This is a genomic window from Pantoea jilinensis, from assembly GCF_019104105.1.
GTDB classification, from domain to species: domain Bacteria; phylum Pseudomonadota; class Gammaproteobacteria; order Enterobacterales; family Enterobacteriaceae; genus Pantoea; species Pantoea eucalypti.
The window spans coordinates 317,113-340,819 of sequence record NZ_CP077748.1 but is presented as its reverse complement, the minus strand read 5'-3'; the positions used below and the strand labels follow the sequence as shown (position 1 = coordinate 340,819).

The 23,707-nt window shown below is 55.5% G+C and carries 24 protein-coding genes; 11 read left to right on the top strand and 13 right to left on the bottom strand.

Annotation, left to right across the window (positions count from 1 at the left end):
* Nucleotides 1–91: 91 nt before the first annotated feature.
* The gene (locus KTJ90_RS21040) at nucleotides 92–622 is read right to left on the bottom strand and encodes a YtfJ family protein (RefSeq protein ID WP_499026827.1); all 531 of its coding nucleotides are present in this window, start codon (nucleotides 620–622) and stop codon (nucleotides 92–94) included.
* Between the two features lie 165 nt (nucleotides 623–787).
* Here KTJ90_RS21040 and KTJ90_RS21035 point away from each other — a divergent pair, with 165 nt between their 5' ends.
* Complete coding sequence (locus tag KTJ90_RS21035) at nucleotides 788–1,015, top strand: hypothetical protein (protein WP_003851555.1); 228 nt, start codon at nucleotides 788–790, stop codon at nucleotides 1,013–1,015.
* 27 nt (nucleotides 1,016–1,042) lie between these two features.
* On the opposite strand, the gene KTJ90_RS21030 is transcribed toward KTJ90_RS21035, so the two are convergent.
* From KTJ90_RS21030 to KTJ90_RS21020, 3 genes are all read right to left on the bottom strand, one after another.
* Nucleotides 1,043–1,720 carry a pirin family protein gene (locus tag KTJ90_RS21030; protein WP_008924744.1) on the bottom strand — a complete coding sequence of 226 codons (678 nt, stop codon included), beginning with the start codon at nucleotides 1,718–1,720 and terminating at the stop codon, nucleotides 1,043–1,045.
* A gap of 126 nt (nucleotides 1,721–1,846) precedes the next feature.
* The gene (locus KTJ90_RS21025) at nucleotides 1,847–3,577 is read right to left on the bottom strand and encodes a DUF2534 family protein (RefSeq protein WP_499026824.1); all 1,731 of its coding nucleotides are present in this window, start codon (nucleotides 3,575–3,577) and stop codon (nucleotides 1,847–1,849) included.
* A 45-nt stretch (nucleotides 3,578–3,622) separates the two neighbouring features.
* Nucleotides 3,623–4,042, bottom strand: coding sequence for a DUF2946 domain-containing protein (locus KTJ90_RS21020; protein WP_008924742.1), 420 nt, complete (start codon nucleotides 4,040–4,042; stop codon nucleotides 3,623–3,625).
* A gap of 219 nt (nucleotides 4,043–4,261) precedes the next feature.
* Here KTJ90_RS21020 and KTJ90_RS21015 point away from each other — a divergent pair, with 219 nt between their 5' ends.
* Nucleotides 4,262–5,215: a D-2-hydroxyacid dehydrogenase gene (locus tag KTJ90_RS21015; protein ID WP_499026822.1), complete on the top strand. Its 954-nt coding sequence runs from the start codon at nucleotides 4,262–4,264 to the stop codon at nucleotides 5,213–5,215.
* Between the two features lie 198 nt (nucleotides 5,216–5,413).
* Entirely contained in the window at nucleotides 5,414–6,367 is a 954-nt protein-coding gene (locus tag KTJ90_RS21010) for an Rpn family recombination-promoting nuclease/putative transposase (RefSeq protein ID WP_485523343.1), read from the top strand.
* Between the two features lie 135 nt (nucleotides 6,368–6,502).
* On the opposite strand, the gene glsB is transcribed toward KTJ90_RS21010, so the two are convergent.
* The 5 genes from glsB to fucO all read right to left on the bottom strand — a co-directional run bounded on the left by glsB (nucleotide 6,503) and on the right by fucO (nucleotide 10,798).
* Nucleotides 6,503–7,423: a glutaminase B gene (gene glsB / locus KTJ90_RS21005; RefSeq protein WP_110411820.1), complete on the bottom strand. Its 921-nt coding sequence runs from the start codon at nucleotides 7,421–7,423 to the stop codon at nucleotides 6,503–6,505.
* A gap of 88 nt (nucleotides 7,424–7,511) precedes the next feature.
* Nucleotides 7,512–8,711 (bottom strand): CynX/NimT family MFS transporter, encoded by a 1,200-nt coding sequence (locus tag KTJ90_RS21000; RefSeq protein ID WP_499026819.1) that lies wholly within the window; start codon nucleotides 8,709–8,711, stop codon nucleotides 7,512–7,514.
* Nucleotides 8,712–8,885: 174 nt separating this feature from the next.
* Nucleotides 8,886–9,062, bottom strand: a complete 177-nt coding sequence (locus KTJ90_RS20995; protein WP_003851540.1) for a hypothetical protein — start codon at nucleotides 9,060–9,062, stop codon at nucleotides 8,886–8,888.
* A 104-nt stretch (nucleotides 9,063–9,166) separates the two neighbouring features.
* On the bottom strand, nucleotides 9,167–9,340 hold the full coding sequence (locus KTJ90_RS20990) for a GhoT/OrtT family toxin (protein ID WP_008924737.1): 174 nt from the start codon (nucleotides 9,338–9,340) through the stop codon (nucleotides 9,167–9,169).
* A gap of 309 nt (nucleotides 9,341–9,649) precedes the next feature.
* Nucleotides 9,650–10,798, bottom strand: a complete 1,149-nt coding sequence (gene fucO, locus KTJ90_RS20985; protein WP_499026817.1) for a lactaldehyde reductase — start codon at nucleotides 10,796–10,798, stop codon at nucleotides 9,650–9,652.
* Nucleotides 10,799–11,056: 258 nt separating this feature from the next.
* Here fucO and KTJ90_RS20980 point away from each other — a divergent pair, with 258 nt between their 5' ends.
* Nucleotides 11,057–12,694, top strand: coding sequence for a dihydroxyacetone kinase subunit DhaK (locus tag KTJ90_RS20980; protein WP_187513054.1), 1,638 nt, complete (start codon nucleotides 11,057–11,059; stop codon nucleotides 12,692–12,694).
* A 14-nt stretch (nucleotides 12,695–12,708) separates the two neighbouring features.
* Here the strand turns inward: KTJ90_RS20980 and KTJ90_RS20975 are convergent, their stop codons facing one another.
* Nucleotides 12,709–13,587 carry a LysR family transcriptional regulator gene (locus KTJ90_RS20975; protein WP_485526054.1) on the bottom strand — a complete coding sequence of 293 codons (879 nt, stop codon included), beginning with the start codon at nucleotides 13,585–13,587 and terminating at the stop codon, nucleotides 12,709–12,711.
* A gap of 254 nt (nucleotides 13,588–13,841) precedes the next feature.
* Here KTJ90_RS20975 and KTJ90_RS20970 point away from each other — a divergent pair, with 254 nt between their 5' ends.
* The gene (locus tag KTJ90_RS20970) at nucleotides 13,842–14,390 is read left to right on the top strand and encodes a YbhB/YbcL family Raf kinase inhibitor-like protein (protein WP_337028546.1); all 549 of its coding nucleotides are present in this window, start codon (nucleotides 13,842–13,844) and stop codon (nucleotides 14,388–14,390) included.
* 114 nt (nucleotides 14,391–14,504) lie between these two features.
* On the opposite strand, the gene proP is transcribed toward KTJ90_RS20970, so the two are convergent.
* Nucleotides 14,505–15,971 carry a glycine betaine/L-proline transporter ProP gene (proP, locus tag KTJ90_RS20965; RefSeq protein ID WP_008924732.1) on the bottom strand — a complete coding sequence of 489 codons (1,467 nt, stop codon included), beginning with the start codon at nucleotides 15,969–15,971 and terminating at the stop codon, nucleotides 14,505–14,507.
* Between the two features lie 477 nt (nucleotides 15,972–16,448).
* Here proP and KTJ90_RS20960 point away from each other — a divergent pair, with 477 nt between their 5' ends.
* From KTJ90_RS20960 to KTJ90_RS20935, 6 genes are all read left to right on the top strand, one after another.
* Nucleotides 16,449–17,468 carry an isopenicillin N synthase family dioxygenase gene (locus KTJ90_RS20960; RefSeq protein ID WP_499026814.1) on the top strand — a complete coding sequence of 340 codons (1,020 nt, stop codon included), beginning with the start codon at nucleotides 16,449–16,451 and terminating at the stop codon, nucleotides 17,466–17,468.
* A 19-nt stretch (nucleotides 17,469–17,487) separates the two neighbouring features.
* Nucleotides 17,488–18,291 (top strand): MetQ/NlpA family ABC transporter substrate-binding protein, encoded by an 804-nt coding sequence (locus tag KTJ90_RS20955; RefSeq protein WP_499027081.1) that lies wholly within the window; start codon nucleotides 17,488–17,490, stop codon nucleotides 18,289–18,291.
* Nucleotides 18,284–19,072: a methionine ABC transporter ATP-binding protein gene (locus KTJ90_RS20950; protein WP_003851523.1), complete on the top strand. Its 789-nt coding sequence runs from the start codon at nucleotides 18,284–18,286 to the stop codon at nucleotides 19,070–19,072. Before KTJ90_RS20955 ends, KTJ90_RS20950 begins: the two co-directional genes overlap by 8 nt.
* A complete protein-coding gene (locus KTJ90_RS20945) occupies nucleotides 19,060–19,728 on the top strand; it encodes a methionine ABC transporter permease (protein ID WP_499026812.1) in 669 nt (222 codons plus the stop codon). Before KTJ90_RS20950 ends, KTJ90_RS20945 begins: the two co-directional genes overlap by 13 nt.
* Before the next feature lie 229 nt (nucleotides 19,729–19,957).
* Nucleotides 19,958–20,560, top strand: coding sequence for an NAD(P)H-dependent oxidoreductase (locus KTJ90_RS20940; protein ID WP_110411811.1), 603 nt, complete (start codon nucleotides 19,958–19,960; stop codon nucleotides 20,558–20,560).
* On the top strand, nucleotides 20,550–21,158 hold the full coding sequence (locus KTJ90_RS20935) for a TetR/AcrR family transcriptional regulator (protein ID WP_003851519.1): 609 nt from the start codon (nucleotides 20,550–20,552) through the stop codon (nucleotides 21,156–21,158). The genes KTJ90_RS20940 and KTJ90_RS20935 overlap by 11 nt, the downstream gene beginning before the upstream one ends.
* 85 nt (nucleotides 21,159–21,243) lie before the next feature.
* Here the strand turns inward: KTJ90_RS20935 and malG are convergent, their stop codons facing one another.
* On the bottom strand, nucleotides 21,244–22,134 hold the full coding sequence (gene malG, locus KTJ90_RS20930; RefSeq protein WP_003851518.1) for a maltose ABC transporter permease MalG: 891 nt from the start codon (nucleotides 22,132–22,134) through the stop codon (nucleotides 21,244–21,246).
* 9 nt (nucleotides 22,135–22,143) lie between these two features.
* Nucleotides 22,144–23,670: a maltose ABC transporter permease MalF gene (gene malF / locus KTJ90_RS20925; protein ID WP_003851515.1), complete on the bottom strand. Its 1,527-nt coding sequence runs from the start codon at nucleotides 23,668–23,670 to the stop codon at nucleotides 22,144–22,146.
* Nucleotides 23,671–23,707 lie beyond the last annotated feature (37 nt).

Here is a 23,707-nt window from a genome sequence, read left to right as displayed (position 1 = left end):
AACTAAGCGTAGTTCACAGAGATAAAAATGTCGGTAAATTCAGCAGCATTCCGTGTTTAACGTCGATAATTAACGGGGCATTCTGCCTGAATCAACCCAGTAATGCGCGCAGCGTTTTTATCACGCTGGCGACATCCTCGTCAGATAATGCGCCATCTTTGGCGAAACGCACAATTCCCTTCGGATCAATGACGACCACTGACGCGTTTTCCGGCAGAAGATGCCAGCTGTGAGCGGTAACGCCACTGCTGTCGATAATGAATTGCTGCCATGGGTCAGCCTTTTTACTGGACGCAATGCTGCGCAGTACAAAAATGGCACTGCCGGGCAGAGCATCGTCAGTATTGACGATGGTGGTGGTCTGGAAACGGTCTCGCGGCAGTCGGGCCTGCTGAATGGCATTGATTAAAGGCTCGCTCTGATCTTTCGCAGAGAGACGACCCGCCACATGAATCACAAGACGCACTTTTCCGGTCAGAGTCTGACTATTCCAGCGCTGATAATGAATGTCGCCCTGTTTCAGCACCATTTCGCCTTTGTCGGCGACATAGACGGTGGGGACAGGAAAACCCGTTTTCAGGGTGTGGGCAGTGGCGAAACCCGAAAAAAGAAGGGCTATCATCAATCCATAATGGCGCACAGGGTCCTCACTTCTTTTTGGTTTACGTAGGCCAGCTATCTCATCAGCAGGCAGAAGATTAGTATCACATCTATGTTTCAGATCAATAAAGGCATTTAATAACTGGAGTCAAAATAGCGGGGAAGATCTGATTACTGGAGGTGTGAAATGAGTACAACACTGATGACGCTACCTGAATTTGCCCGTTATATTGGCATCGCAACCCCAACGCTGGCGCGCGCCTTTTGCTGTCGGGGATCGCTGGGAGGCGTGCCGCTGCCACAGGCGCTGGATGATGCCCCGCTGACGCAGCGTCACTGGCTGCGCGACGATGTCTGTCAGTTTGATCATGCCTATAAACGGGTTCAGGCGAGGCAGCAACGTAAAACGCTTTAATCAGCGCGGGGAGAGTCCCGCGCTTTCTTATGCAAAATTATCGGGCTTCACCAGGAAACAGACCAGATTAGCCTCACGGTCGCCCACGATTTCAATGGTGTCATCCAGCCCGCTGACTGCGTCTCCACGACCCAGACGGTGATCGCCCACGCGGATAATGCCTTCAAGCACGGTGAGATAAGCGACAAATCCCGGCATTGAAGGCACATTGAGCGTATGGTTGCGCGCCAGCAGCGTGTCGTAGATATAGACCTCCTGGCGCAGTTCCAGTGGCGCGTCAGACGTTTCTGGCCCGGCCAGTTCGGTCCAGCCGTTGGTCATAATGCCCTGATCGCGTTCCAGCACCTGAGTCATCGCTTCCCCGCCCGGCTGTGAAGGCCGAATCACGGCCTGCAACAGCTCCGCTTCATACAGCGGCACCGACTCTTCGTACTGAACACCTTCACCCGCATTGACCACCATCACTTTCTTTGCAGAGAGCTGTGTGCGCTCGCCGTTGCTGTCCTGATGTTGCATCGAACCGCGCCAAAGGTAAGTGAACACTTCTTCATTCTGATGCTGCTGCATCGGAATCCGGGCATCCAGTTTTAACGACATCAGGTCAACACTGATCAGCGGGCTCAGGGCAGCGCCGGGCCGCTGGCGACGAACGGTGAAAGGACCGTACTCAAAAAGTTGCTCAGGATTTGCTCGCACAATGTTCATGATTAGCTCTTAAATAAAGTGACCAATAGCAACGATCATAGACCTCAGACGTAAAATGAGAAGCCGGGGGATTTGCCCGGCTTCGTCAGTTATTTTGAATAATAGACAATTTGCCGTGCTGGCAGCCTACTTGCCCTGTTCGTCACTTTCACCCAGAAAGAAATACCAGAGTGGAATCGACAACAGCCCGGTAAAGACGGTGGAGTAGAGCAGGATCATCATCGCCTGAGTGATATACATAGTCAGTGACCAGTGGCTGAAAGGGATCTGATACTGATCAATCACGCCACCAATCATCGCATTTGCCATTACCGAGATGACAATCAGCGCCAGCACCGTGACGCTGCGCAGAAAATAACGCATCTCTTTACGTTTACCGGCGAAGCGCGACTGAACGATAGCCAGCGGCGACTGCTTATCCGGGGCGATTTCCACCTGAACGATAGCGGCTCGCTGCGCACTGCGCCAGCGCTGAATATCCAGCAGAATCAGCGCTATCAGGCTGACACCCATAACGGGCAGGGCATAGCCCAGGGCCAGCATGACAATCAGACTGGTACACTGTGCGTAGCGCGGCAGTGACAGCCAGGCGGACAACAGCGTCTGCGATGGGCTGAGCTGAGGAACAGCCGGGCGACGTATCCACCACATGCGGTAGCCCAGCACAATCATTGTGCAGAGACCAAAGCCAAACAGCGCCAGAATCAGCTGGTTGGGCAGGCCAAACAGCACGCCCATATGGGCATCCACGCCCCAGCGGGTCAGTTTCGCCACCAGCGGGAAGCTGGCGAACTCAACGCGATCGACCACGCTGAAATTACCCGGATTGATGGAAACTGCATCGACCTGGCTCGGCCAGCTGCGATCAATCTCTGACACTGTCCATGCCTGTTCAGCGTTCTTAGGCTGGCGCAGTTCCAGTTTCGTGGCGTGAAGTCCGGCCTGACGTGCAGCCGCCAGGGCCTGATCCCAGCTGGCATTCGGCTGATTCAGGATCACCGGCGGCGTGGTTTTCGCTGGCATGGTCATCCCGGACATCGTCATTCCTTCCATCGCACCGCGATGGTCAGCATGGGGATCGGCGGCTTCGGCAGGAACGTTACCATTCAGCGCGGTGTTAACCTGCGGCGTTGTCCAGCCGAAGTCGCTGCGCATCTTATCAATGTTGTTGCCCGCCCACTGTGACCAGGTCAGCCCCGTGACTGAAAAGAACACCAGGCCGATGGCCAGAATCAGGCCCAGCGTGACGTGCCAGTGACGCGTTGCTGCAAAGCCACTCAGCGCTTTTTTACGGTGTCGTGGTGGCCGCGTGCCGGCCCATAAAACGAGTCCACCCAGCGCGGCGACCCACAGCCACGAAGCCGCCAGTTCACTGTAATTGCGACCAAAATCTCCCAGCAACAGGCCGCGATGCAGCTGATCCAGCCACATTCGCAGCGGCAACACACCGCTGGTGCCATAGACCGTCATATCGCCTTTCACCTGCAGGGTGTAGGGATCGATAAACAGCGAGCGCGACTCAGATGGACCCAACTGAGGCTCAGCAAACTGCACCCGGGTTGTATCCAGCGGGCCTGGTGCGGGACGCACGGCGTAAATGCGCGCGGACTCACCGGCACGGGCACGGGCAGCGGCAATCTGAGCTGACAGCGGTTGTGCGACACCCTGCGCGTCAGTGGTCAGGGCATCGTGGTAAATCGCCTGTTCCAGCTGCGGCGTAAGAACGTAGAGCGTACCGGTGAGAGCGGCGACGAAAATAAACGGCGCAATAAACAGGCCAATATAAAAATGCAGGCGGCGAAACAGGTTAAAAACAGTGCCGCGTGGTGCAGGGGACATTTCCCGATTAGAGGACATAGCATTCCACACTTTTCAAAAGACAAAGGCGATCTGGTGACGTTGTCACGCAATCGAATCAGTTAGCAGTCGGTGTGACGCAAAACAGGGTGGCGCACGCGGTCGGTGAAGGCGCAGTAATCGTCGCCATTGCGGCGGATTAATGGCAGAAGGAGGCGGGGCGCGGCTTATCAGGCACATCCACCAGATGAACGGGATAAAGACCCATAGCATCAGCGGCACATGAACCAGCAAATCGCAGTAACCACAGGCAAAGCCCGAACCCATCATCATCCCGTGATCCGCCATCGCCATCTCGCTGTGATGATCCATCATGGGCATCTCTGCGCTCATGGCAGAGGCATCCTGCATCATGGCGCGATGTTCAGCCAGATTTTTAGAGATCATCGGGGCAACAAACAACAGCAGCACGGCCAGTATCGCAATACCGGCTGTGAGTCGCTGTCGGATGTCAGATCTCTGCATGATTTTAACAGGCATTTGGGGTCAGAATTCAGGGCGGCAGTGTAACGCGAAGGGGATAAAAGGGTTAAATAAAGTGGCTTCTGTAGCGAGAAAATTCGCACTCTTTGAACATATTCACTTTAATTTCAGCATCATTTAACGTAGTTGTTACCACCATAACACATACAAATAACATTAATGTTTCGGCTGCAGTTAAACCGAACCCATAAAGGATTAAGAATGAAAATTGTCATGCTGGATGGCGACACGCTGCCTGTTTCACTGCCGACCGGAAAGCAGAATGCTGACTGGGAAATTCGTGCACAGACTTCGGTCAGTGAAATCGTGTCGGCGCTTACGGGCGCCACGGTCGCGATCACCAATAAAGTGCCGTTGCGTGCCGACACCTTAAAACTCTTACCCGATCTGCGCTTTATTTGTGTCGCGGCGACCGGATATGACTGTATTGATCTCGATGCCTGTCGTACACGCGGCATTGTGGTCAGTAATGTTCCTGGTTACTCCACCCAGAGCGTTTCAGAGGCGGTTATCGCCGCGATTTTTGCCCTGCGCCGTCAGATTATGGCTTACGCCAGCAATACCCGCATCGACTGGCCGCAGGCTCAGCACTTCTGTCTGCATCGTCAGCCGATAGGGGATATTGGCGGCGCAATGCTGGGTATCGTGGGCAAGGGCGACATTGGCCAGGCGGTCGGCAGGCTGGCTAAGGCGCTGGGTATGCAGGTGCAGTACGCCGAGCGTAAAGGCAGTGACAGAGTGCGTGAGGGTTATGTCAGCTTCGAACAGATGCTCGCGACAAGCGATATTATTTCGCTTCACTGCCCGTTGAGTGACAGCACTCGTCAGATGATCGATCGTCATGCGCTGGAGAAAATGAAATCGCATACGCTGCTGATCAATACCGCGCGCGGCGGACTGATTAACGAGGCCGACCTCGCTAAGGCGTTAAAACAGGGTGTCATTGGGGGCGCGGCGCTGGATGTGCTGAGCAGCGAGCCGCCCGCGCCCGACAATCCGCTGCTGGCGGATCTGCCAACTCTGCTGCTGACGCCGCACATTGCCTGGGCGAGTCGCAGCGGTGTGGAGAATCTTGTGACTGGCGTGATGGCCAATATCGCGGCCTTTATGCAGGGCGAGCCGGTTAATGTGGTGAGTCGGGCCTTGCGGAAATAGTTTTAATCTCTGACATGCGTTGATATTCAGAGCAACCTCGTAGAATTCAGGTGACACCTTTTACAGTGGTTATTAATCAGGCTATTAGTTTCGTTATCTCCATCAGTGACTAAACGTTCGTGCGTGACAGGAATTAGCGCCTTTTACTGGCTGACTCAGCCGTTGTAAGCGCTTCAGGAACAGAAAGGATTCTGGCCAGTGAAAAATAAGAACAGCACGCCCACACCTCATGATGCGACATTCCGGCAATTTCTGACTCAGCCGGATATTGCCCGGGATTTTATGGCGCTGCACCTGCCGCCGGAGCTGCGCGTACGCTGTGATCTCAGCACCCTGAAGCTGGAGTCGGGGTCGTTTGTGGAGGATGACCTTCGGCAGTACTTCAGCGACGTGCTTTACAGTCTTAAAACAACCGCTGGCGATGGATATATCCATGTACTTATTGAGCATCAGTCAGCACCTGACAAACACATGGCATTTCGGCTGATGCGCTATGCAGTGGCAGCTATGCAGCGCCATCTGGAAGCCGGGCATAAGACATTGCCGCTGGTGATACCCATCCTGTTTTACACCGGCAGACGCACGCCCTATCCCTATTCGACCCGGTGGCTGGATGAGTTTGATGACCCGGTGCTGGCGGACAGGCTTTACAGCCACAGTTTTCCGCTGATCGATGTCACGGTGATTCCTGACGATGAGATCATGCAACACCGCAACATGGCGGCTCTGACCCTGTTGCAAAAGCACATCCGCCAGCGAGATCTGACAGAGCTGATGGACAGGCTGGTATCCATTTTGATGGCAGGCGATCACTCTTCATCACAGGTGATATCGCTGGTACACTACATGGTACAGGCGGGCGAAACATCAGACGCCAAAGCCTTTGTACGGGAGCTGGCACGGCGTGTGCCCCAACACGAGAACGCACTTATGACTATTGCACAACAGCTTGAGCAGATAGGTCTTGAGAAAGGCATCGAACAGGGTATTGAACAGGGCATCGAACAGGGCATCGAACAGGGACGAAAAGAAGGTGTTCGTGGCGCGAGCCTGAGAATTGCGCGTAACCTGCTGATGAATGGTATGGATCGCAACACGGTTATGCAGATGACCGGTCTGAATGAAGACGATCTGACACAAATTTCACACTAAGATATTTTTTGCACTCTGATAATTACTGGTGCCTCACATCGCCAGTGCGCGGCACCCTTCAAATCAGACGGCTTTCCCAACATCCTGAAATTACGCCGTGTTTTATGACGGCGAGCTAAATATTCACGCTCAGCATCAAAATATCGAACGTCCCAGCTTATCAGTCAGCAATTCCAGCACAGCGGTTCCCGCCAGTGAATTACCCGCGCTGTCCAGCCCAGGTGACCAGACGGCGATGCTCATCTCGCCGGGAATGATAGCAATAATTCCACCCCCCACACCTGACTTAGCTGGCATTCCGACGCGCCATGCGAACTCGCCTGCGCCATCGTACATCCCGCTGGTGATCATCAGTGCGTTTATCTGTCGGGCCTGACGTGGCGTGATCATCTGACTGCCATCCAGCGTTTTTCCCTGATTAGCCAGGTAGATAAAGGTGCGGGCCAGCTCAATGCAGTTCATTGAAAGTGAGCAATAGTGGAAATAGGTCTGCATCACGCTGGTGACATCATTATCAAAATTACCAAACGACTTCATTAACCAGGCGATGGCTGCATTACGGGCCGAGTGTTCAAATTCAGAACGGGCAACATGGCGATCATAATTAATATCGGGCTGCTGACTGAGCTGACGCACAATTTCCAGCATTCGCTGCCGTGGTGCGGTCAGACGGGTTTCCAGCAGATCGCAAATCACCAGTGCACCGGCATTGATGAAAGGGTTACGCGGCTTACCCTGTTCCAGCTCAAGCTGCACCAGCGAATTAAAAGGCTGACCTGAGGGCTCTTTGCCGACCCGCTGCCAGATTTCGCTGTCGTCATAGCGCGTCAGTGCCACAGTGAGTGAGAGCGCCTTTGAGATCGACTGAATCGAAAAGCGCGTCTCAGCATCACCCGCCTGAAAGAGGGTGCCGTCACGCAGGCAAACCGCAATCGCCAGATTATCGGCAGCCACATCGGCCAGCGCAGGAATATAGTCAGCCACTTTTCCCTGATGCACCAGTGGACGAACCTGCTTCAGGATCGCCTGCAGCAGAGCATTATTCAGTTCAGACACGCACTTTTCTCCCGTCCATTCTTGCTGATCGACGAAGCAATCCAGCCGCGACCGGCAAATTTTTATTTGTTAGCGGCTCGCCGCAATCTCAGCTAATAGGTTTTGACTGCGCTGCCAGCGGAGCCAGCAGCATCTGCAACAGGCTCAGCAGGGCCAGTACACCGAAAGGCAGCGTCCAGTTACCGCTCTGCTCATGGAGCACGCCGAAAAACAAAGGGCCAAATGCCGCCAGCGCATAACCCACACATTGTGCCATGCCTGACAATTGCGAAGCCTGGCGATGATGCGTGGCTCGCAGATTAAACAGCGAAAGGCAGAGCACCAGTGATGCGCCTGCGCCAAGGCCCGCCAGTGTCAGCCAGATCATCGCCCACTGTGGATTGAGCAATAAACCCAGCATGCCGAGGAAAATGCCTGATGAGGCAATGAATGCAGTGAGCCGGGCGTCTTTAACCCGCTTCAGAATCACCATACAGCCCAGATTGGCAATGATCGCAATCGCCTGATACCAGAACAGCAGCCAGCCCGCACGGGTCTGACTGAAGCCATTGTCCTGAGCAAAGACAGCAAACCAGTCGATCAGGGTATAAAATGCCAGCGACTGCAGCGCCATAAACAGCGCGATCTGCCAGCCCCCGGCTGATTTCCAGGGATGACGATACGCGACGGGCGCATCGGTTGCCGCGAGTGTTGACTGCCGCTGACGCAACAGCGGCAGCCAGACAACCAGCGCCACCAGCCCGGGCAGTGCCCAGACGACCAATGAGAGTCGCCAGCCGGCCGATGAAAGCTGGCTCAGCGGCACGGCAATGCCTGAAGCCAGGCTGGCAGTGATCGACATCGTTGCAGCATAGAGACCAATATATTTAGCGGTGTGGGCGGTGAAATCGCGTTTAATCAGTGGTGGCAACAAGACGTTGGCGGCGGCAATGCCTGCGCTAAGCAGCAGCGTTCCCCCCCACAGTGCTGCTTCGGCGGGGTGCCAGCGCAATAGTGAACCGGCCGTGATCAGACACAGCGCACCCCACAAACTCCGCTCCAGCCCAAGTTGATTTCCCAGCCAGGCGGCGGGTGGGGCGAGCAGGGCAAAGAGAATAAGTGGAATAAAATTAAACAGGCCCGCCTCACCGGCAGTGAGTCCAAATGTCTGACGAATATCCTGCAATACCGGGCCAGCGACAGTAATAGGTGCGCGAAGGTTCGCGGCAGTAAGCAGCAGGACGAACAAAAAAAACGTAGCGCTTGAAAACGCAGTAAGAGATTTAGCGGCGTGTTGTACAGGCATCATGGCAGGGATCATCACAGGCAGCAGTGCTGCGGGGGCGTTGCTTGACGTTAACGCTTACGCATCAGAATTGATGTCTGGACGCTACTCTACTGACCGGGTAGCGGCGTGTAAAGCCTTGTAATGCTATGAGATAGCGCAAATGCGATCTCGCAGCACTGTTGGCCGTTTTACCGATCAGTGAAATTCAGGTTCAGGGAAGTGACCGCAGTCATTCTGGCTGGGATCGGTGCCGGGCTGACAGGTCTGCTGACGGGTTTCGGCTGCGGGAACCTGTTTTTCAGCGTGCCATGGGGCGCTGGCGCTACATGCACTAAGAAGTGAAACCAGAATCATCACACTGACAACGCGCATAGCCGCTCCTTATTAACCGTCACGAACAAAGTTACGTCGGTGATCGCCGGTTTGCAGGTCAGGGACGTCTTACCTGAGTGTGGTCGCTAAGGAGATTCTGTCAATTAAAACAGCGCAAACATCAGGGCGACAGGAAAACTCATCGGCCAGGTCGCACCGACTAAAAAGGCGCTCAGCAGTTTGATACTCAGCTTATCTTTTGCGATGAAGAACGTGATCAGCGTAGCGACCAGTGCAACAACAGCATAGAAAATGAGCATTCCCTGGTACAGTGTCATCGTAATCTCCGCAGCGTCATTAAGGTTTTCGCTGCGCATGATGCGGATTTTTGTGATCCAGATCAAGAGGTGCGCGGTTTAGGATCTAAAGAAATCATGGATTAAGCGCGCAATTCGGACGCTGAACTGCACTATCACATCAGGCGATTTCAGGCTGAAACCCGGCCGAAAAATGTCGCTAAAACCTTTGCTGCCGCCGCAAATGCATTCCTACAACCGCTGGCGAATACTTCTCTGTTATTCGTTTGCAGGATGTAAAAAGCCCGCCAGCGAGTGCGGGCAATATATTACAGCGCCAAGGGGTGTGACTTAACTCTGGTGATATAACGCCATCACTTCCTCCAGGTCCGGAGTCCGTGGGTTGCCGCCAGTGCAGACATCATCCAGCGCCGCCTGTGCCAGTGCTGGGATATCCACTTCTTTTAAGCCCACTTCACGCAGCGAGCGGGGAATACCCACATCGCGACAGAGCTGACGAACCGCGGCGACCGCCGCTTCCCGCGCCTGATCCAGCGATAATGACTCGACCTGTTTTACACCCATTGCGCGGGCAATATCGCGATATTTTTCGCCTGTGCAGGAGGCATTCCACGCCATCACCTGCGGCAGCAGAATAGCGTTCGCTACACCGTGCGGGACGTTATAAAACGCGCCAAGCGGGTGTGCCATGCCATGCACCAGACCAAGGCCGACATTGGAGAAACCCATACCGGCCACATATTGTCCCAGCGCCATCTGCTCAACCGCCTCAATATTTCCTGCCACCGATTTGCGCAGTGACTGGCTGATAATCTCAATGGCTTTGAGGTGCAGCATATCGGTCAGGGGCCAGGCGCCGCGTGTGATGTAGCCTTCAATGGCATGGGTTAAGGCATCAATACCCGTCGCAGCCTTCAGCGAAGCTGGCATGCTCGCCATCATCTCCGCATCAATGATCGCCACTTTCGGAATGTCATGAGGATCGACACAGACAAACTTACGGCGCTTCTCTTCATCAGTAATGACGTAATTAATCGTCACTTCTGCGGCTGTGCCTGCCGTGGTCGGGATGGCGATGATTGGCACACACGGATGGCGGGTGGGGCTGGCGCCTTCCAGACTGCGGACATCTTCAAACTCAGGGTTATTAATAATAATGCCGATCGCCTTGCTGGTATCCTGTGGTGAGCCGCCACCGATGGCTATCAGGTAGTCGGCATCTGACTCTCTGAACACCGCAACACCCTTCTGCACAACCCGAATGGTAGGATTCGGCACCACCTCATCATACACCGCCCAGTCAAGCTGATGGTGCGCCAGCAGATCAGTCACCCGTTTCAGCGCACCCGCCGCGACCAGCGCTTTGTCAGTAACGATCAGTGCTTTTCGCATCCCGCGACGTTGTACCTCTTCCGGCAAATGGCGCAAAGCACCAGCACCAAACCAGGCGGTTTCATTGAGAATCATACGTTGGGTCATTAAAACATCCTCTGTTAACAAATGAATTTTTAACATCCGTGATCTCCGGTGGATGTTCTGCGCAGACCCTCTCACTTTCACGTAAAGACATTTGATAAAAATCAATCAATTAGTAAAAATCGCTGCGCCTGTGCCCGCTGGTTTTCGTGCGGTATGTCTGAAATCAGGCTATAGACCTGTTGATGGATTTCTCACAGTCGTCAGTGGTATGTAACACTGCTTCATCAGCAAACCCGCATGCCTATGAGGAAAGAATACATGACCCGATTCGTAATGAATAAAAAGGATGATCTCGTCGACAGCGCGTTAGATGGCATGATTTACGCCAGCCCGTGGCGCAATCTGGTCCGGTTGCAGGTCGATCCGCGCATTCGCATCGTGATGCGTAATGACTGGCAAAAACAGCAGGTCGCGCTGATTTCCGGTGGCGGTTCAGGCCATGAACCGGCGCATGTCGGTTTTATCGGCAAAGGGATGCTGACGGCGGCCGTCTGTGGCGATGTGTTTGCTTCTCCCAGCGTGGACGCGGTTTACAACGCCATCATCAATATTACCGGTGAGGCAGGATGTCTGCTGATTGTGAAAAACTACACCGGGGATCGACTCAACTTCGGTCTGGCAGCAGAAAAAGCGCGTAAAGCGGGATTCAGCGTCACTATGGTGATTGTCGGTGATGATGTTGCGTTGCCCGATAACCCTCAGCCACGCGGCGTAGCGGGCACGTTGCTGGTGCATAAAGTGGCGGGCTTCGTCGCAGAAAGGGGGGATGACCTGGCGGCGGTGACCGAGGCAGCAGAGGCAGCCAGTCGTGCTATCGCCACTATGGGCGTTGCGCTCTCAAGCTGCCATCTGCCGGATGAGCAGACCGGCCAGCGGGTGCCAGACGGCAGCGTTGAAATGGGGCTGGGGATTCACGGCGAACCGGGTGTTGACGTAATGCAGACGCAAAACAGTCAGCAGATTGTGCAGCATCTGCTGGAGAAAGTGGTGCCGGACAACGATCAGCCACGCGCGCTGTTAGTCAATAATCTTGGTGGCATGTCCGCGCTGGAGATGAGTCTGGTAACGCGGGACCTGATTGAGTCGCCGCTCAGCCGGGGCAGTGATTATCTGATTGGCCCGGCTCCGCTGATGACCGCGCTGGACATGAAAGGCTTTTCCGTCACCTCCATGACGTTGACACCGCTGTTCGAGGAGGCAATCTGCGCGCCGGTAGAGGTCAGCGGCTGGGTTCCGGCTGTTAAAATTGCGCCTCTGCAGCCTGTTATTGCCCCCAGAGAGGCAACAGCACAGACGGCCCAACCCTCTGATAACCCGACGGTGGCGGCTTTCGTTGACAGCATCTGTTCAACCCTGATCGCCAGCGAAAGCGAGCTGAATAAACTGGATGCCCAGGTGGGCGATGGCGATACCGGCTCGACCTTTGCTGCAGGTGCGCGTCAGATCCAGCGTGAATGTGCGGATAACAAGCTGCCGTTAAATGCCTTACCGGATCTGCTCGCGGTGACGGGTGAACGACTGGCGACGGTGATGGGCGGCTCCAGCGGCGTGCTGATGGCGATCTTTTTCACCGCTGCCGCGCAGCAGCTGGCGGAAGGTGGTGCACTGCCCGCAGCCTTGCTGCAGGGTCTGGACAAGATGAAACAGTATGGCGGGGCACGACCCGGGGATCGCACGCTGATTGATGCGCTGCAACCGGCTATCGAGGCACTGGTGGCGGGTAAATCGCTGGCAGAGGCGGCTGATGCGGCACAGCAGGGCAGTGATGCAACCGCCAGCATGGGGAAAGCAAAAGCGGGCCGATCATCTTATCTTAACAGTGCTAACCTCAACGGCGTGTCTGATCCGGGTGCCGTCGCGGTCGCCAGAGTGTTTGCAGCGTTAAAACAGCTTTAAACTTTCCGGCACACCTATGGCGCCAAACGCGCCTGTAAAAACGCCAGTAACTGACGGTTTACTTCGCTGCGCTGACGGTGCTGCGGGTAAACCGCATTCAGTGACAGGGGTGGCGGCTGGCAGCCGTCCAGTACCGTCACCAGCTCACCACGTTGCAGCGCAGTCTCAAGGATAAAGGCGGGTAGCAGCACCAGTCCTAAACCCGCCAGAGCCGCATCCCGCAGCACTTCGCCATTGTTACTCACCATCGGACCCTGAACGGCCAGCCATTTCGCTTTGCCATTGACCTGCAACTCCCAGCCATTCTGACCTTCTCGTCCATAACGCAGACAGGCGTGTTGCAGTAACTCATCGGGATGCTGCGGCGTGCCAGCCCGTTTCAGATAACCGGGACTGCAGCAGATCACCCGTTTCAGCTCGCCCAGCGGCCGAGCAATCAGCGTTGAGTCCGCCAGGGTGCCGATGCGTATCGCCATGTCCACGCCTTCGCCAATGACATCCGCATAGCGATCCGCCAGCTCAATCTGAAACTGCAATGCCGGGTGGTGGCTGAGGAACTCGGCGATCAGCGGCGACAGGTGGCTCATACCAAAGGACATCGGCATATTAATGCGGAAGGTGCCACGCAGCGCCTGTTGCTGCTCAGACACTGCCAGCTCTGCTTCCTGAATCTCATCCAGAATGCGCTGAGCATGTTGCGCGAACAATAAACCTGCATCGGTTACAGACAGCTTACGGGTATTGCGTATCAGCAGGCGAACCCCTAATGACGCCTCCAGCGCAGCCATACGGCGGCTGACATACTGTTTCGATAACATCAATTGCTCAGCCGCTGCAGTAAAGTTGCCAGCATGCATCACGGCGACATAAATCCGGAGGTCTTCAATCTGCATAGTGTCCACTTATTGGTGACAGTCATAGGGATTCAGGCGATATTTCAGCCGCAGACGTTAACTTATATCGGGTAATGGGTGACAGGGCAACGCGTCAGCTGCCGGCGTCTGCGCGACGGAGATCATAGATTTGCCGTTCCGCTGCCACGAAACAGGCAGGCTGCCGGGTCAATTGTGCGAAAGCCGTTATAGTAAGCAGGCAGTGATGTAATGCGTCTGGAAAATTTTCGGGTTAATTCGATAAGGAGTGGCTGGTGAAAAAATTACTCTGCGCAACGGTGCTTGCCGTGTTGCCCATGACCACGCTGGCGGCGTCGGTGTTTACGCTGCAATCTGAGGACTTCAGCGATAATGCGCTACTGGATAAAAAGTTTGCCGGTGCCAATAAAAGTAACCCTTCCTGTACCGGTGAGAATATTTCTCCTCAACTCAACTGGTCTGCTGCGCCTGCGGGAACCCGCAGTTTTGCGCTGCTGATGACCGATCCGGTCGGGGCCAAAGGGCTGGGGGTCACGCACATGGTGGCCTATAACATTCCTGCCAGCCGCACGTCTTTTGCGCAGGGGGCGCTGACAAAGGGCAAGGATTATACCGGTGGAAAAAATACGCCAGGCACGCTGCATTATTACGGGCCTTGCCCGCCAGCAGGCAGTGGTCTGCATCACTATAACTTTGTGCTGATCGCCACCGATTTACCGGTGGGGCAGCTGAAAGCGGGGTTAACCCAGGCAGAGTTGGTTGCCCAGCTGAAAGGCCATGCGCGGGGCGCGGCCAGCACGGTAGGCCGCTTCAGTAATGAATAATCTGCACCCGGAATAAAGAAACGTTTGTGGCACGCGTGAGGGCGGTTAAATAAGGTGGGCGGAGCGTCCGGTCGCAGATAAAAAAACACCCTGCAGAGCAGGGTGTCAGAACACTTATTTACCCGCTGTCGCGGCGGGTTTATTTCGTTTGCGCAGCTTGTCGATTAATCGATGTGCTTCTGCCTTAGTCGCCACCGCAGGGGAAGAACCGGTCAGCGGCTGACGGGCCGTCTCGCGAACGGTCAGAATAGTCAGCAGGCCAATGATACCCGCGCCCATCATGTAGTAGGCCGGCATCATCGTGTTTTTAGTGGTATCCACCAGCCATGCGGTAATCAGCGGTGTGGTACCACCAAACAGCGAAACCGACAGGTTAAAGCCAATGGCCAGCGCACTGTAACGGATATCGGTGGTGAACAGGGCTGGCAGCGTCGAAGGCATGGTGCCGCTGAAGCAGGTATGCAACACACCCAGAATCATGAGTCCGCCAAATACCGCCCACATATTCCCGGACCCGATCAGCATAAAGCTCGGGATTGCGAGGATAATCAGGCCCACCGCACCAAAGGCAATTACCGGACGACGACCAATACGGTCAGTCCAGCGACCCCAAAGCAGCGTCAGCGGCATCATCACAAACATCGCCACCATCACCAGAAGCAGGCCACTTAACTCTGGCAGACCCAGTATCCCGGTCAGGTAGCTCGGCATGTACGACGTCAGCATATAGTTAGAAACGTTAAACAGCAGCACCAGACCAATACACTTCATCATCGGCGCACGGTATTTGCTCAGCATCTGCATCAGTGTCAGACGCGGTTTGCTCTGCTCCAGCGCTTCCTGTTTTTCCATATGCTGCTGGAATGCTGGCGTCTCTTCCAGCTTCAGTCGCACATAGAGACCAAACAGGCCCAGCGGCGCGGCGATAAAGAACGGCACGCGCCAGCCCCAGGACATCATGGCCTCATTGGACATCACGGTCGTCATGACCGTCACCAGGCTGGCACCCATCAGATAGCCGCCAATGGTCCCGAACTCAAGGAAGCTGCCCATAAAGCCACGGCGTTTATCGGTGGAGTACTCGGCGATAAAGGTCGCGGCACCGCCATATTCACCCCCGGTCGAGAAGCCCTGAATCAGGCGCGCCACCAGAAGCAGAATGGGTGCCATGATGCCGATTGAAGAGTATGCCGGGATCAGACCGATACAGAATGTCCCGATCGACATCATGATCATTGTCATCGCCAGCACTTTCTGTCGGCCGATACGGTCACCCAGCGGCCCGAATACCAGGCCACCAATTGGACGCACCAGGAAGGCCGCTGCGAACGTACCAAAGGTGGCAATCAACTGAACCGCGTTGTTGGCATCAGGGAAAAAGACTTTGCCGATGATCACGGCGAGATAGCTGTATACCCCGAAGTCGAACCATTCCATCGCATTACCTAATGCCGCTGCGCCAACCGCTCGCTTCAGCATGTCGTTATCGATCACGGTAATGTCGTCGACAGTCAGCTCTTTAGGCTTCCTGTTCCAGAAATGTTTCTTTGGGTGTTCAGACGATGAGTTTCTGGTGTCCATATTCTCCTCAGGTGCATCAATGAAGGAGTCTTATAGCTTTCGCAGCCGCAAACAATGTTCAGAAGAAACCGTGGAAATGAAAGCTATAAGAAGCCGAAAAATTTTAAGTGAAGCGGCAAAAGCCGCAGCCGGTTAACCATAGACCACGATTGTAAGGTTTTGCAAGTTTTCAGCCGAAAAAGCTAACTTTGATGGAAAATTCAGCACGGCGCTCTGACTCCTGAGTGCTTACGGCCATAAACATTTTTAAATATTGCCTGGTAATAGCTCTTTTCATGTGTGGATCTGTTTATGGCTGTTTTCGCCACAATGACTGCCGAAAAAGAGGCTCACGCATGCAGAGTAATCTGCGGCAGGGATGGCTAAGGGGTGGTGGTATATTTCCATCCACCGCATATCCATAGCAGGATTAGTTGGTAGTTAACGCATAAAGGGAATGGCAGTGTAAGGCTATTCCATGCCAACAGAGTCTCTCTCATGAGCGCGTTAACAACAGCAGAATTGCCGGTTATCGATTTCGCATTATTGTCAGGTAATCAACAGCAGCAGCAACAGGTGCTGGAAAAGTTAAGCCAGGCCGCGCGTGATGTCGGTTTCTTCTATTTAATCAATCACGGCATCGACCGTGAATTATCAGATGAGGTTCAGGACGTCGCGCGGAAATTTTTTGCCCTGCCACAGGCGGAAAAATCCGCAGTAGCGATGGCTAACTCGCCTCATTTTCGTGGTTATAACCTGGCGGGCGTGGAAATAACCCGCAGCCAGCCCGACTATCGTGAGCAGTTCGATATTGGTGCGGAACGGGAAGCGCTGCCCGTTACTGCCGATTCCCCCACCTGGCAACGGATGCAGGGGCCGAATCAGTGGCCTGAAGCCTTACCAGAATTGCAGACCGTGGTCACCCGCTGGCAGCAGCAGATGACAGAGGTAGCGCTGGCGTTACTGCGCGCCTTTGCCCAGGCACTTAATCTGCCGCGCAACGCTTTCGACAACCTCTACGGCGACTATCCCAACGAACATATCAAACTGATTCGCTATCCGGGGCGCACCGAGGGTGAATCACGCCAGGGTGTTGGCGCGCATAAAGATTCCGGCTTCCTGACCATGCTGTTGCAGGATGACCAGCCGGGCCTGCAGGTTGAAGTGACACCGGACAACTGGATCGATGCGTCGCCGCTGCCGGGTACCTTTGTGGTGAACATTGGCGAACTGCTGGAGCTGGCGACCAACGGCTATCTGCGCGCGACGGTGCATCGCGTGGTCTCGCCACCTCAAAGCAGCGAGCGCTTATCCATCGCCTTTTTCCTGGGTGCCCAGCTGGATGCGGTGGTGCCAGTCTATCAACTGCCTCCTCAGCTGGCTCGGCTGGCGCAGGGACCGGGCAGCGATCCGCTTAACCCACTGCTGCGCGAAGTGGGCTGGAACTACCTCAAGGGCCGGCTGCGTTCGCATCCGGACGTCGCCCGGCGTTTCTATCCCGAACATAACACTCACTGATAACGATAAGAGATAAATGATGATTAAAAAGCGCTTTCTGGCCCTGGCCGGTCTTTCACTGCTGATTGCTCAAAGCTTACAGGCTGCACCGCTGCGCGTGGCGGCTGATCCCCTGCCGCACGCGGAAATCCTGGAGTATGTCAAAACTCTGGATCCTAAACTGGATATCAAAATTGTCGAGCTGAGCGGCGGCGTGAATGCCAATGAACTGCTGGCCGCCGGAGATGTGGATGCCAACTACTTCCAGCATCTGCCTTATCTGAAAGATCAGGAGAAAGCGCTGGGTAAAACCTTTGCCGTCGTTGCCAGCGTGCATATTGAGCCGCTGGGAATTTACTCGCGCAAGGTGAAATCACTGGCGGCGCTGCCAGAGGGTGCCAGCATTGCTGTGCCGAATAACACCACCAACCTGAGCCGTGCACTGTGGCTGTTGCAGGACAAAGGGGTGATCAAGCTAAGCGCGAAGGGCGAGGCGGGTTCGACGCTGGTGACGCCGAAAGATATCAGTGAAAACCCGAAGAATATTAAAATCGTTGAGATTGAGTCGCCACAGCTGCCGCGCTCGCTGGATGATGTGGATGCCGCCGTGATTAATGGCAACTACGCGCTGGAAGCTGGGCTGACGCCTGCGAAAGATGCGCTGGGTCTGGAGTCCGCGGCCCATAACCCTTACGCCAACCTGCTGGTGACCACGCCTGAACGGGCTAAAGATCCGCGCGTGTTACAGCTGGCAAAAGATCTGCGCTCGCCGCAGGTGGCGGCATTTATCCGTAAAAATTATCAGGGCTCTGTGATTCCGGTTGCGGACGAGCAGCATGATTAAAATCAGCCATCTCAGTAAACATTACGCTGGCGCACCTGCGCCAGCTCTGGACGACATCTCACTCACCATCGAAGAGGGCACCATCTTTGGCATCCTCGGACGAAGCGGGGCGGGTAAAAGCACGCTGCTACGCTGCCTGAACCGGCTGGAAAGCCCTTCCAGCGGGCAGATTGAGATTGACGGACAGGATCTCGCCGCGATGAGCCTGGCGCAACTGCGTCAGCAGCGTCAGCAGATGGGGATGATCTTCCAGCACTTCAATCTGCTGCATTCGCGCAACGTACAGGACAACGTCGATCTGGCGCTGGAGATTGCCGGTGTGCGAGCGGCGGAGCGGCGCCAGCGTGTGGCCTCATTGCTGAAGCTGGTGGGGCTGGAATCGTCTGGCAAAGCCTGGCCGTCGCAACTCTCAGGTGGGCAGAAACAGCGTGTCGGCATCGCCCGTGCGCTGGCCGCCCGACCCCGTTATCTGCTGTGTGATGAGGCCACCAGCGCGCTGGACCCCGAAACCACCACCTCGATTCTCGATTTGCTTGCCGACATTCAGCAGCAGCTCAACATCACCATTGTGTTGATCACCCATGAAATGGCGGTGGTGAAGCGGATTTGTGACGGCGCGGCACTGCTTGAGAATGGCCAGCTCGTTGAAAGCGGCAGCCTGAGCCAGATCATGGGACGTGAAGAGGGACGCCTGCGCAAAATGCTGCTGAGGGATGGCGAAGCAGACCGGGCGTTTATCAAAAAATATCAGCATGAGGCATTAACCCGATGCGTAGCATGAGTAGTGAGCGGTTCCAGGAACTGCTGCTGAATGCCACTGGTGAAACACTCTATATGGTGCTGCTGGCGGCACTTTTCACGGTCGCGCTAGGCCTGCCGGTGGGTGTGATGCTGTTTCTGACCCGGCCAAAAGGCATTCTGCCCAATCGTGGGATTTCACTGCTGCTGAATACGCTGGTCAATACCGGACGCGCGTTGCCGTTTGTGGTGCTGCTGATTGCGCTGATCCCCTTTACCCGTCTGCTGGTCGGCACCACGCTGGGCAGCACTGCCGCCATTGTGCCGATTACGCTGGGCGCGTTTCCTTTCTTTGCCCGCATTGTGGAGAACGCGCTGGATGAGGTCGATCGCGGCCGCATTGAAGCGGTGGTATCAATGGGCGGCACGCTGTGGCATATCGTCAGCCGTGTGCTGCTGCCGGAAGCGCTACCCGCACTGGTGGCGGGCGTTACCCTGACGATTGTGATGCTGATTGGCTTCTCGGCGATGGCGGGCGTGGTCGGTGGCGGCGGACTGGGTGATCTGGCGATTCGTTACGGTTATCAGCGCTTCGACAACCAGATCATGGCGGCCACCATTGTGGTGCTGCTGGCACTGGTGATGCTGATTCAGAAACTCGGCGACCGGCTGGTGCGCTCACTGGCTTATCGTCGGTAGGTTTTATATCTGACGCTGGCACAGAGCTCTGCAGATTGTTTTTAACGGTGAACAGGAAGGCAGCATTTTATCCCGCCTGTGTTCAGACCATGTTGTGCGGGCCCTTCCGGCATCAGGTGCGTTTAACCTGAAATGCGGTCTGCAAAAAGAGTAAACAGCGGCGCTTGATAAGCTACCAATAGTAACTTACCTTTAGTAGCTTAATGGCTGAACAGGTAAGGTGACGACGATGCATGCATTAATAGTGACTTCTCATCCCAATCAGGATGCGCATACCCACCGCGTGGCGGACCAGCTGGCGCAGGGCATTATCTCGACCGGCCAGCACACGGCTGAAAAAGCCGATCTGGCAGCTGAAAGATTTGATCCGCGTTTCACGCTCACCGACCACCGGCATTTCAACGGCCAGGCGGAGGCATCGCCGGATGTGCTGGCTGAACAGCAGCGGTTAAATCGCGCTGATGCGCTGGTGCTGGTCTATCCAGTTTACTGGTGGTCATTTCCTGCCCAGCTCAAAGGCTGGATAGATCGGGTTTTCATTGCCGGATGGGCCTTTGATGAACAGGAGGGTCGGATAGTGAAGCGCCTCAACCATCTTCCTGTGCATCTGATTGCAATCGGGGGCGCGGATACGCGAACTTTTCTGCGGCGCGGCTATTTCGGCAGCATGCGAAATCAGATTGATCACGGCATTTTTGACTACTGTGGCGCGCCGGTGGCGACCAGTGAACTGTTGCTAAGCGGCGATGAGGGTTATCCTGAGTCACACTATCAGCTGGCGCAGGCGTTGGGCCAGCGTCTGTTCCCCCATCAGGAAAAACATGACCGTTGAGAAAGTACCGCGGAAACGACTGTCACGCGAGGCCCGACGCAGGCAGTTGTCGGATGTCGCGTGGCAGATTTTGCAAACCGAAGGCAGCGAAGCGCTGACGCTGGCACGGGTCGGCGAAGCGGCGGGCGTCAGTAAACCGGTGGTTTACGATCATTTCACCACCCGTCATGGATTGCTGGCAGCGTTGTATGACGATTTTGATCGTCGCCAGACCGAGCGAATGGACGCGGCGATGAATGCTGCGCCGATGGTGATGCAGAAAAAAGCGGAAGTGCTGGCCGCCTGTTATGTGGATTGTGTGATGACTGAAGGACGTGAGATTCCAGAGTTGCTGTCAGCACTCAGCACCTCACCGGAACTGGCCGCCGTTAAACGCCACTATCAGCTCGATTTTATCGCCCGCTGTCAGCGCTGGTTTGCGCCCTTTGCTGGCAGCAGCGGGATACCAGAAGCAGGCATGTGGGGCTTGCTGGGGGGCGCGGATGCTATCGCCGCCGCCGTGACACGTGGCGATGTCGCTAAGCCGGAAGGCGAGCAGGCAATAACGGCCATGGTCGTCGCGCTGGTGACTGGCAGCCGTGCATCGGAGTCAGCGTAGGATAAAAAAGGCGGCCCGCAGGCCGCCGAATCATTCAACCACAACAGGCGTTGTGTAAGCAGTGGCAACGTACAATGATGATCGTTTAGCCTTTCACCCCGCCTGCGGTTAAACCGCTTACCAGCCAGCGCTGCGCCAGCAGGAACACCAGGGTGATCGGAATCGCGGAGAGCACCGCCGCGGCGGCAAAGTCTCCCCACAAATAGTTCTGCGGATTGAGATACTGTTGCATCCCGACCGCAAGGGTGTAGCTGTTGACGTCGCGCAGCAGCAGCGAAGCAACCGGCACTTCAGTGACCGCTGCGATAAACGCCAGAATAAACACCACCGCCAGAATCGGCACTGACAGCGGCAGCAGCACCAGCCGGAACGCCTGCCATGGTGTTGCGCCATCCAGCGCGGCGGCCTCTTCCAGTGATCCGTCGATGGTTTCGAAATACCCTTTAATCGTCCAGACATGCAGCGCGATGCCGCCCATATAGGCGAAGATTACGCCACCATGGGTATTCAGCCCGATAAACGGCAGATACTGACCGAGCCGATCAAAAAGCGCATAGAGCGCCACCAGTGACAGAACCGCCGGGAACATCTGGAATATCAGCATCCCTTTCAGCAGGCTGGCACGACCGGCAAAGCGCATACGCGCAAACGCATAGGCGCAGGTGGTCGAAAGTGCCACGATGCCCAGCGCGCTGATTGCAGCAATCTTGATCGAGTTCCATAACCATAACAGCACCGGAAAGGGCGGCGGTGTCACGCTTCCATCCGCATGTTCAACGCTGAAACCCAGCGCCAGCCGCCAGTGCTCCCAGGAGATCTGTTCCGGGATTAGGCTGCCGGTGGCGAAGTTACCGGATCGCAGTGAAATTGCGATAACCATGAGCAACGGGAAGAGTATCGCCGCAATAAATACCAGCAGCAGCAGATGCGTGGTGAACAGACGCAGCCGTTGTGATTTGGGTTGTACCATAGCCATAACAACTCCTTAGTCGAACTTCATCCGCGAGGCTTTCAGGTTAATCACTGCCAGCGCACCCACCAGCAGGAAGATCAGCGTGGCGATGGCAGCCGCCAGACCAAAGTCCTGCCCGCCGCCGCCCTCAAAGGCGATGCGCCAGGTGTAGTTCACCAGCAAATCGGTATAACCGGCTGGCGTGGTCGTGCCAAGACGATCCGGTCCGCCGTTGGTCAGTAACTGCACCAGCACAAAGTTATTAAAATTGAAGGCAAAGCTGGCAATCATCAGCGGCATCAACGGCTTCAGCAACAGCGGCAGCGTAATCAGGAAGAAATTCTGCAGCGGTCCTGCTCCGTCCATCGCCGAGGCTTCATAGAGATCATCGGGAATCGCTTTCAGCAGTCCCATGCAGAGGATCATCATGTAGGGATAGCCGAGCCAGGTGTTGACGATAATCAGCATGGTGCGTGCCAGCGTAGGATCGCTGAACCACGCAGGCTTCACGCCAAATAGCGCGCTGAGCATCACGTTGATCTCCCCAAAGCTCTGGTTAAACAGCCCTTTGAAAATCAAAATCGAGATAAACGCCGGTACCGCATAGGGCAGGATCAGCATCACCCGATAGATCGCTTTGCCGCGTAACGCTTCCCACTGCACCAGACAGGCCAGCACCATCCCGACGGCTACGGTCAGCACCACCGTGATGAGCGAGAAAAGCAGCGTCCAGCCAAATATCGCCAGGAACGGCTTCTGAATCCCTTCATCAGTAAACACCCGCACGAAGTTCTTCCAGCCGGTATTCACGGTAAAGCCGGGGCTTAAGGTTTCGTTGCCCCACTTATTGTCCGCGTTCACGGCCTGATAGAAGCCGGTCTGCGGATTGGCGCGGTAATGCGTGCCGCTCTGCTGGTTGATCAGTTCATCTTTTGCGCCAACCCGATAGAGCGGCTGGGTGCCGGAGAACTGGCGGAGCGAACTCATCCGCAGCTGACGGCCATCCGGCAGCTCAGCGCGGATCTGACTCAGTGCCTGGCGGTTAGTCGTGATAACCCTGAACGTTGCCCGTTCGCCAGCGGGTGGCGTGGCAGGCATCATTTTCAGAGTCTGTTCTGCGCCAAACTGAAAAGGTGGAGAGACAAAGTCTGCTTTGCCATCGTTCAGTACCAGTTGCCAGCGATCGCCTGCCGGGAACAGAGAAAAACTGACTGCCTCGCCCGACTGGAAAGTACGGCCAAGGAGTACCTGTTGCGCCCGCTCAAAGGTGAGCTGGTTGGTGCTACTGTAGTTGGTAAAGGCGATAGCGATGGTGCAGGCGAGGGGGAACAGCACAAACAGCGACATTCCTGCCACGCCGGGATAGACATAACGCCACGCATAGGCGCGACGATTAGCAAAAATCCACAGCCCGGTAGCACTGAGGATCAGCGTCAGCAACGCAAACAGATATTCACCCTGCGCGTACATCAGTATCAGCAGATAGCCGACCAGCAGACAGCCGATTCCGATGAGAACGCCTTTCAGCAACAGACTGTGCGTTTTCGGTTTTCCTGACATGATGCGGTTTTCCTTAACGGTCACTCAAGCCGGGGAT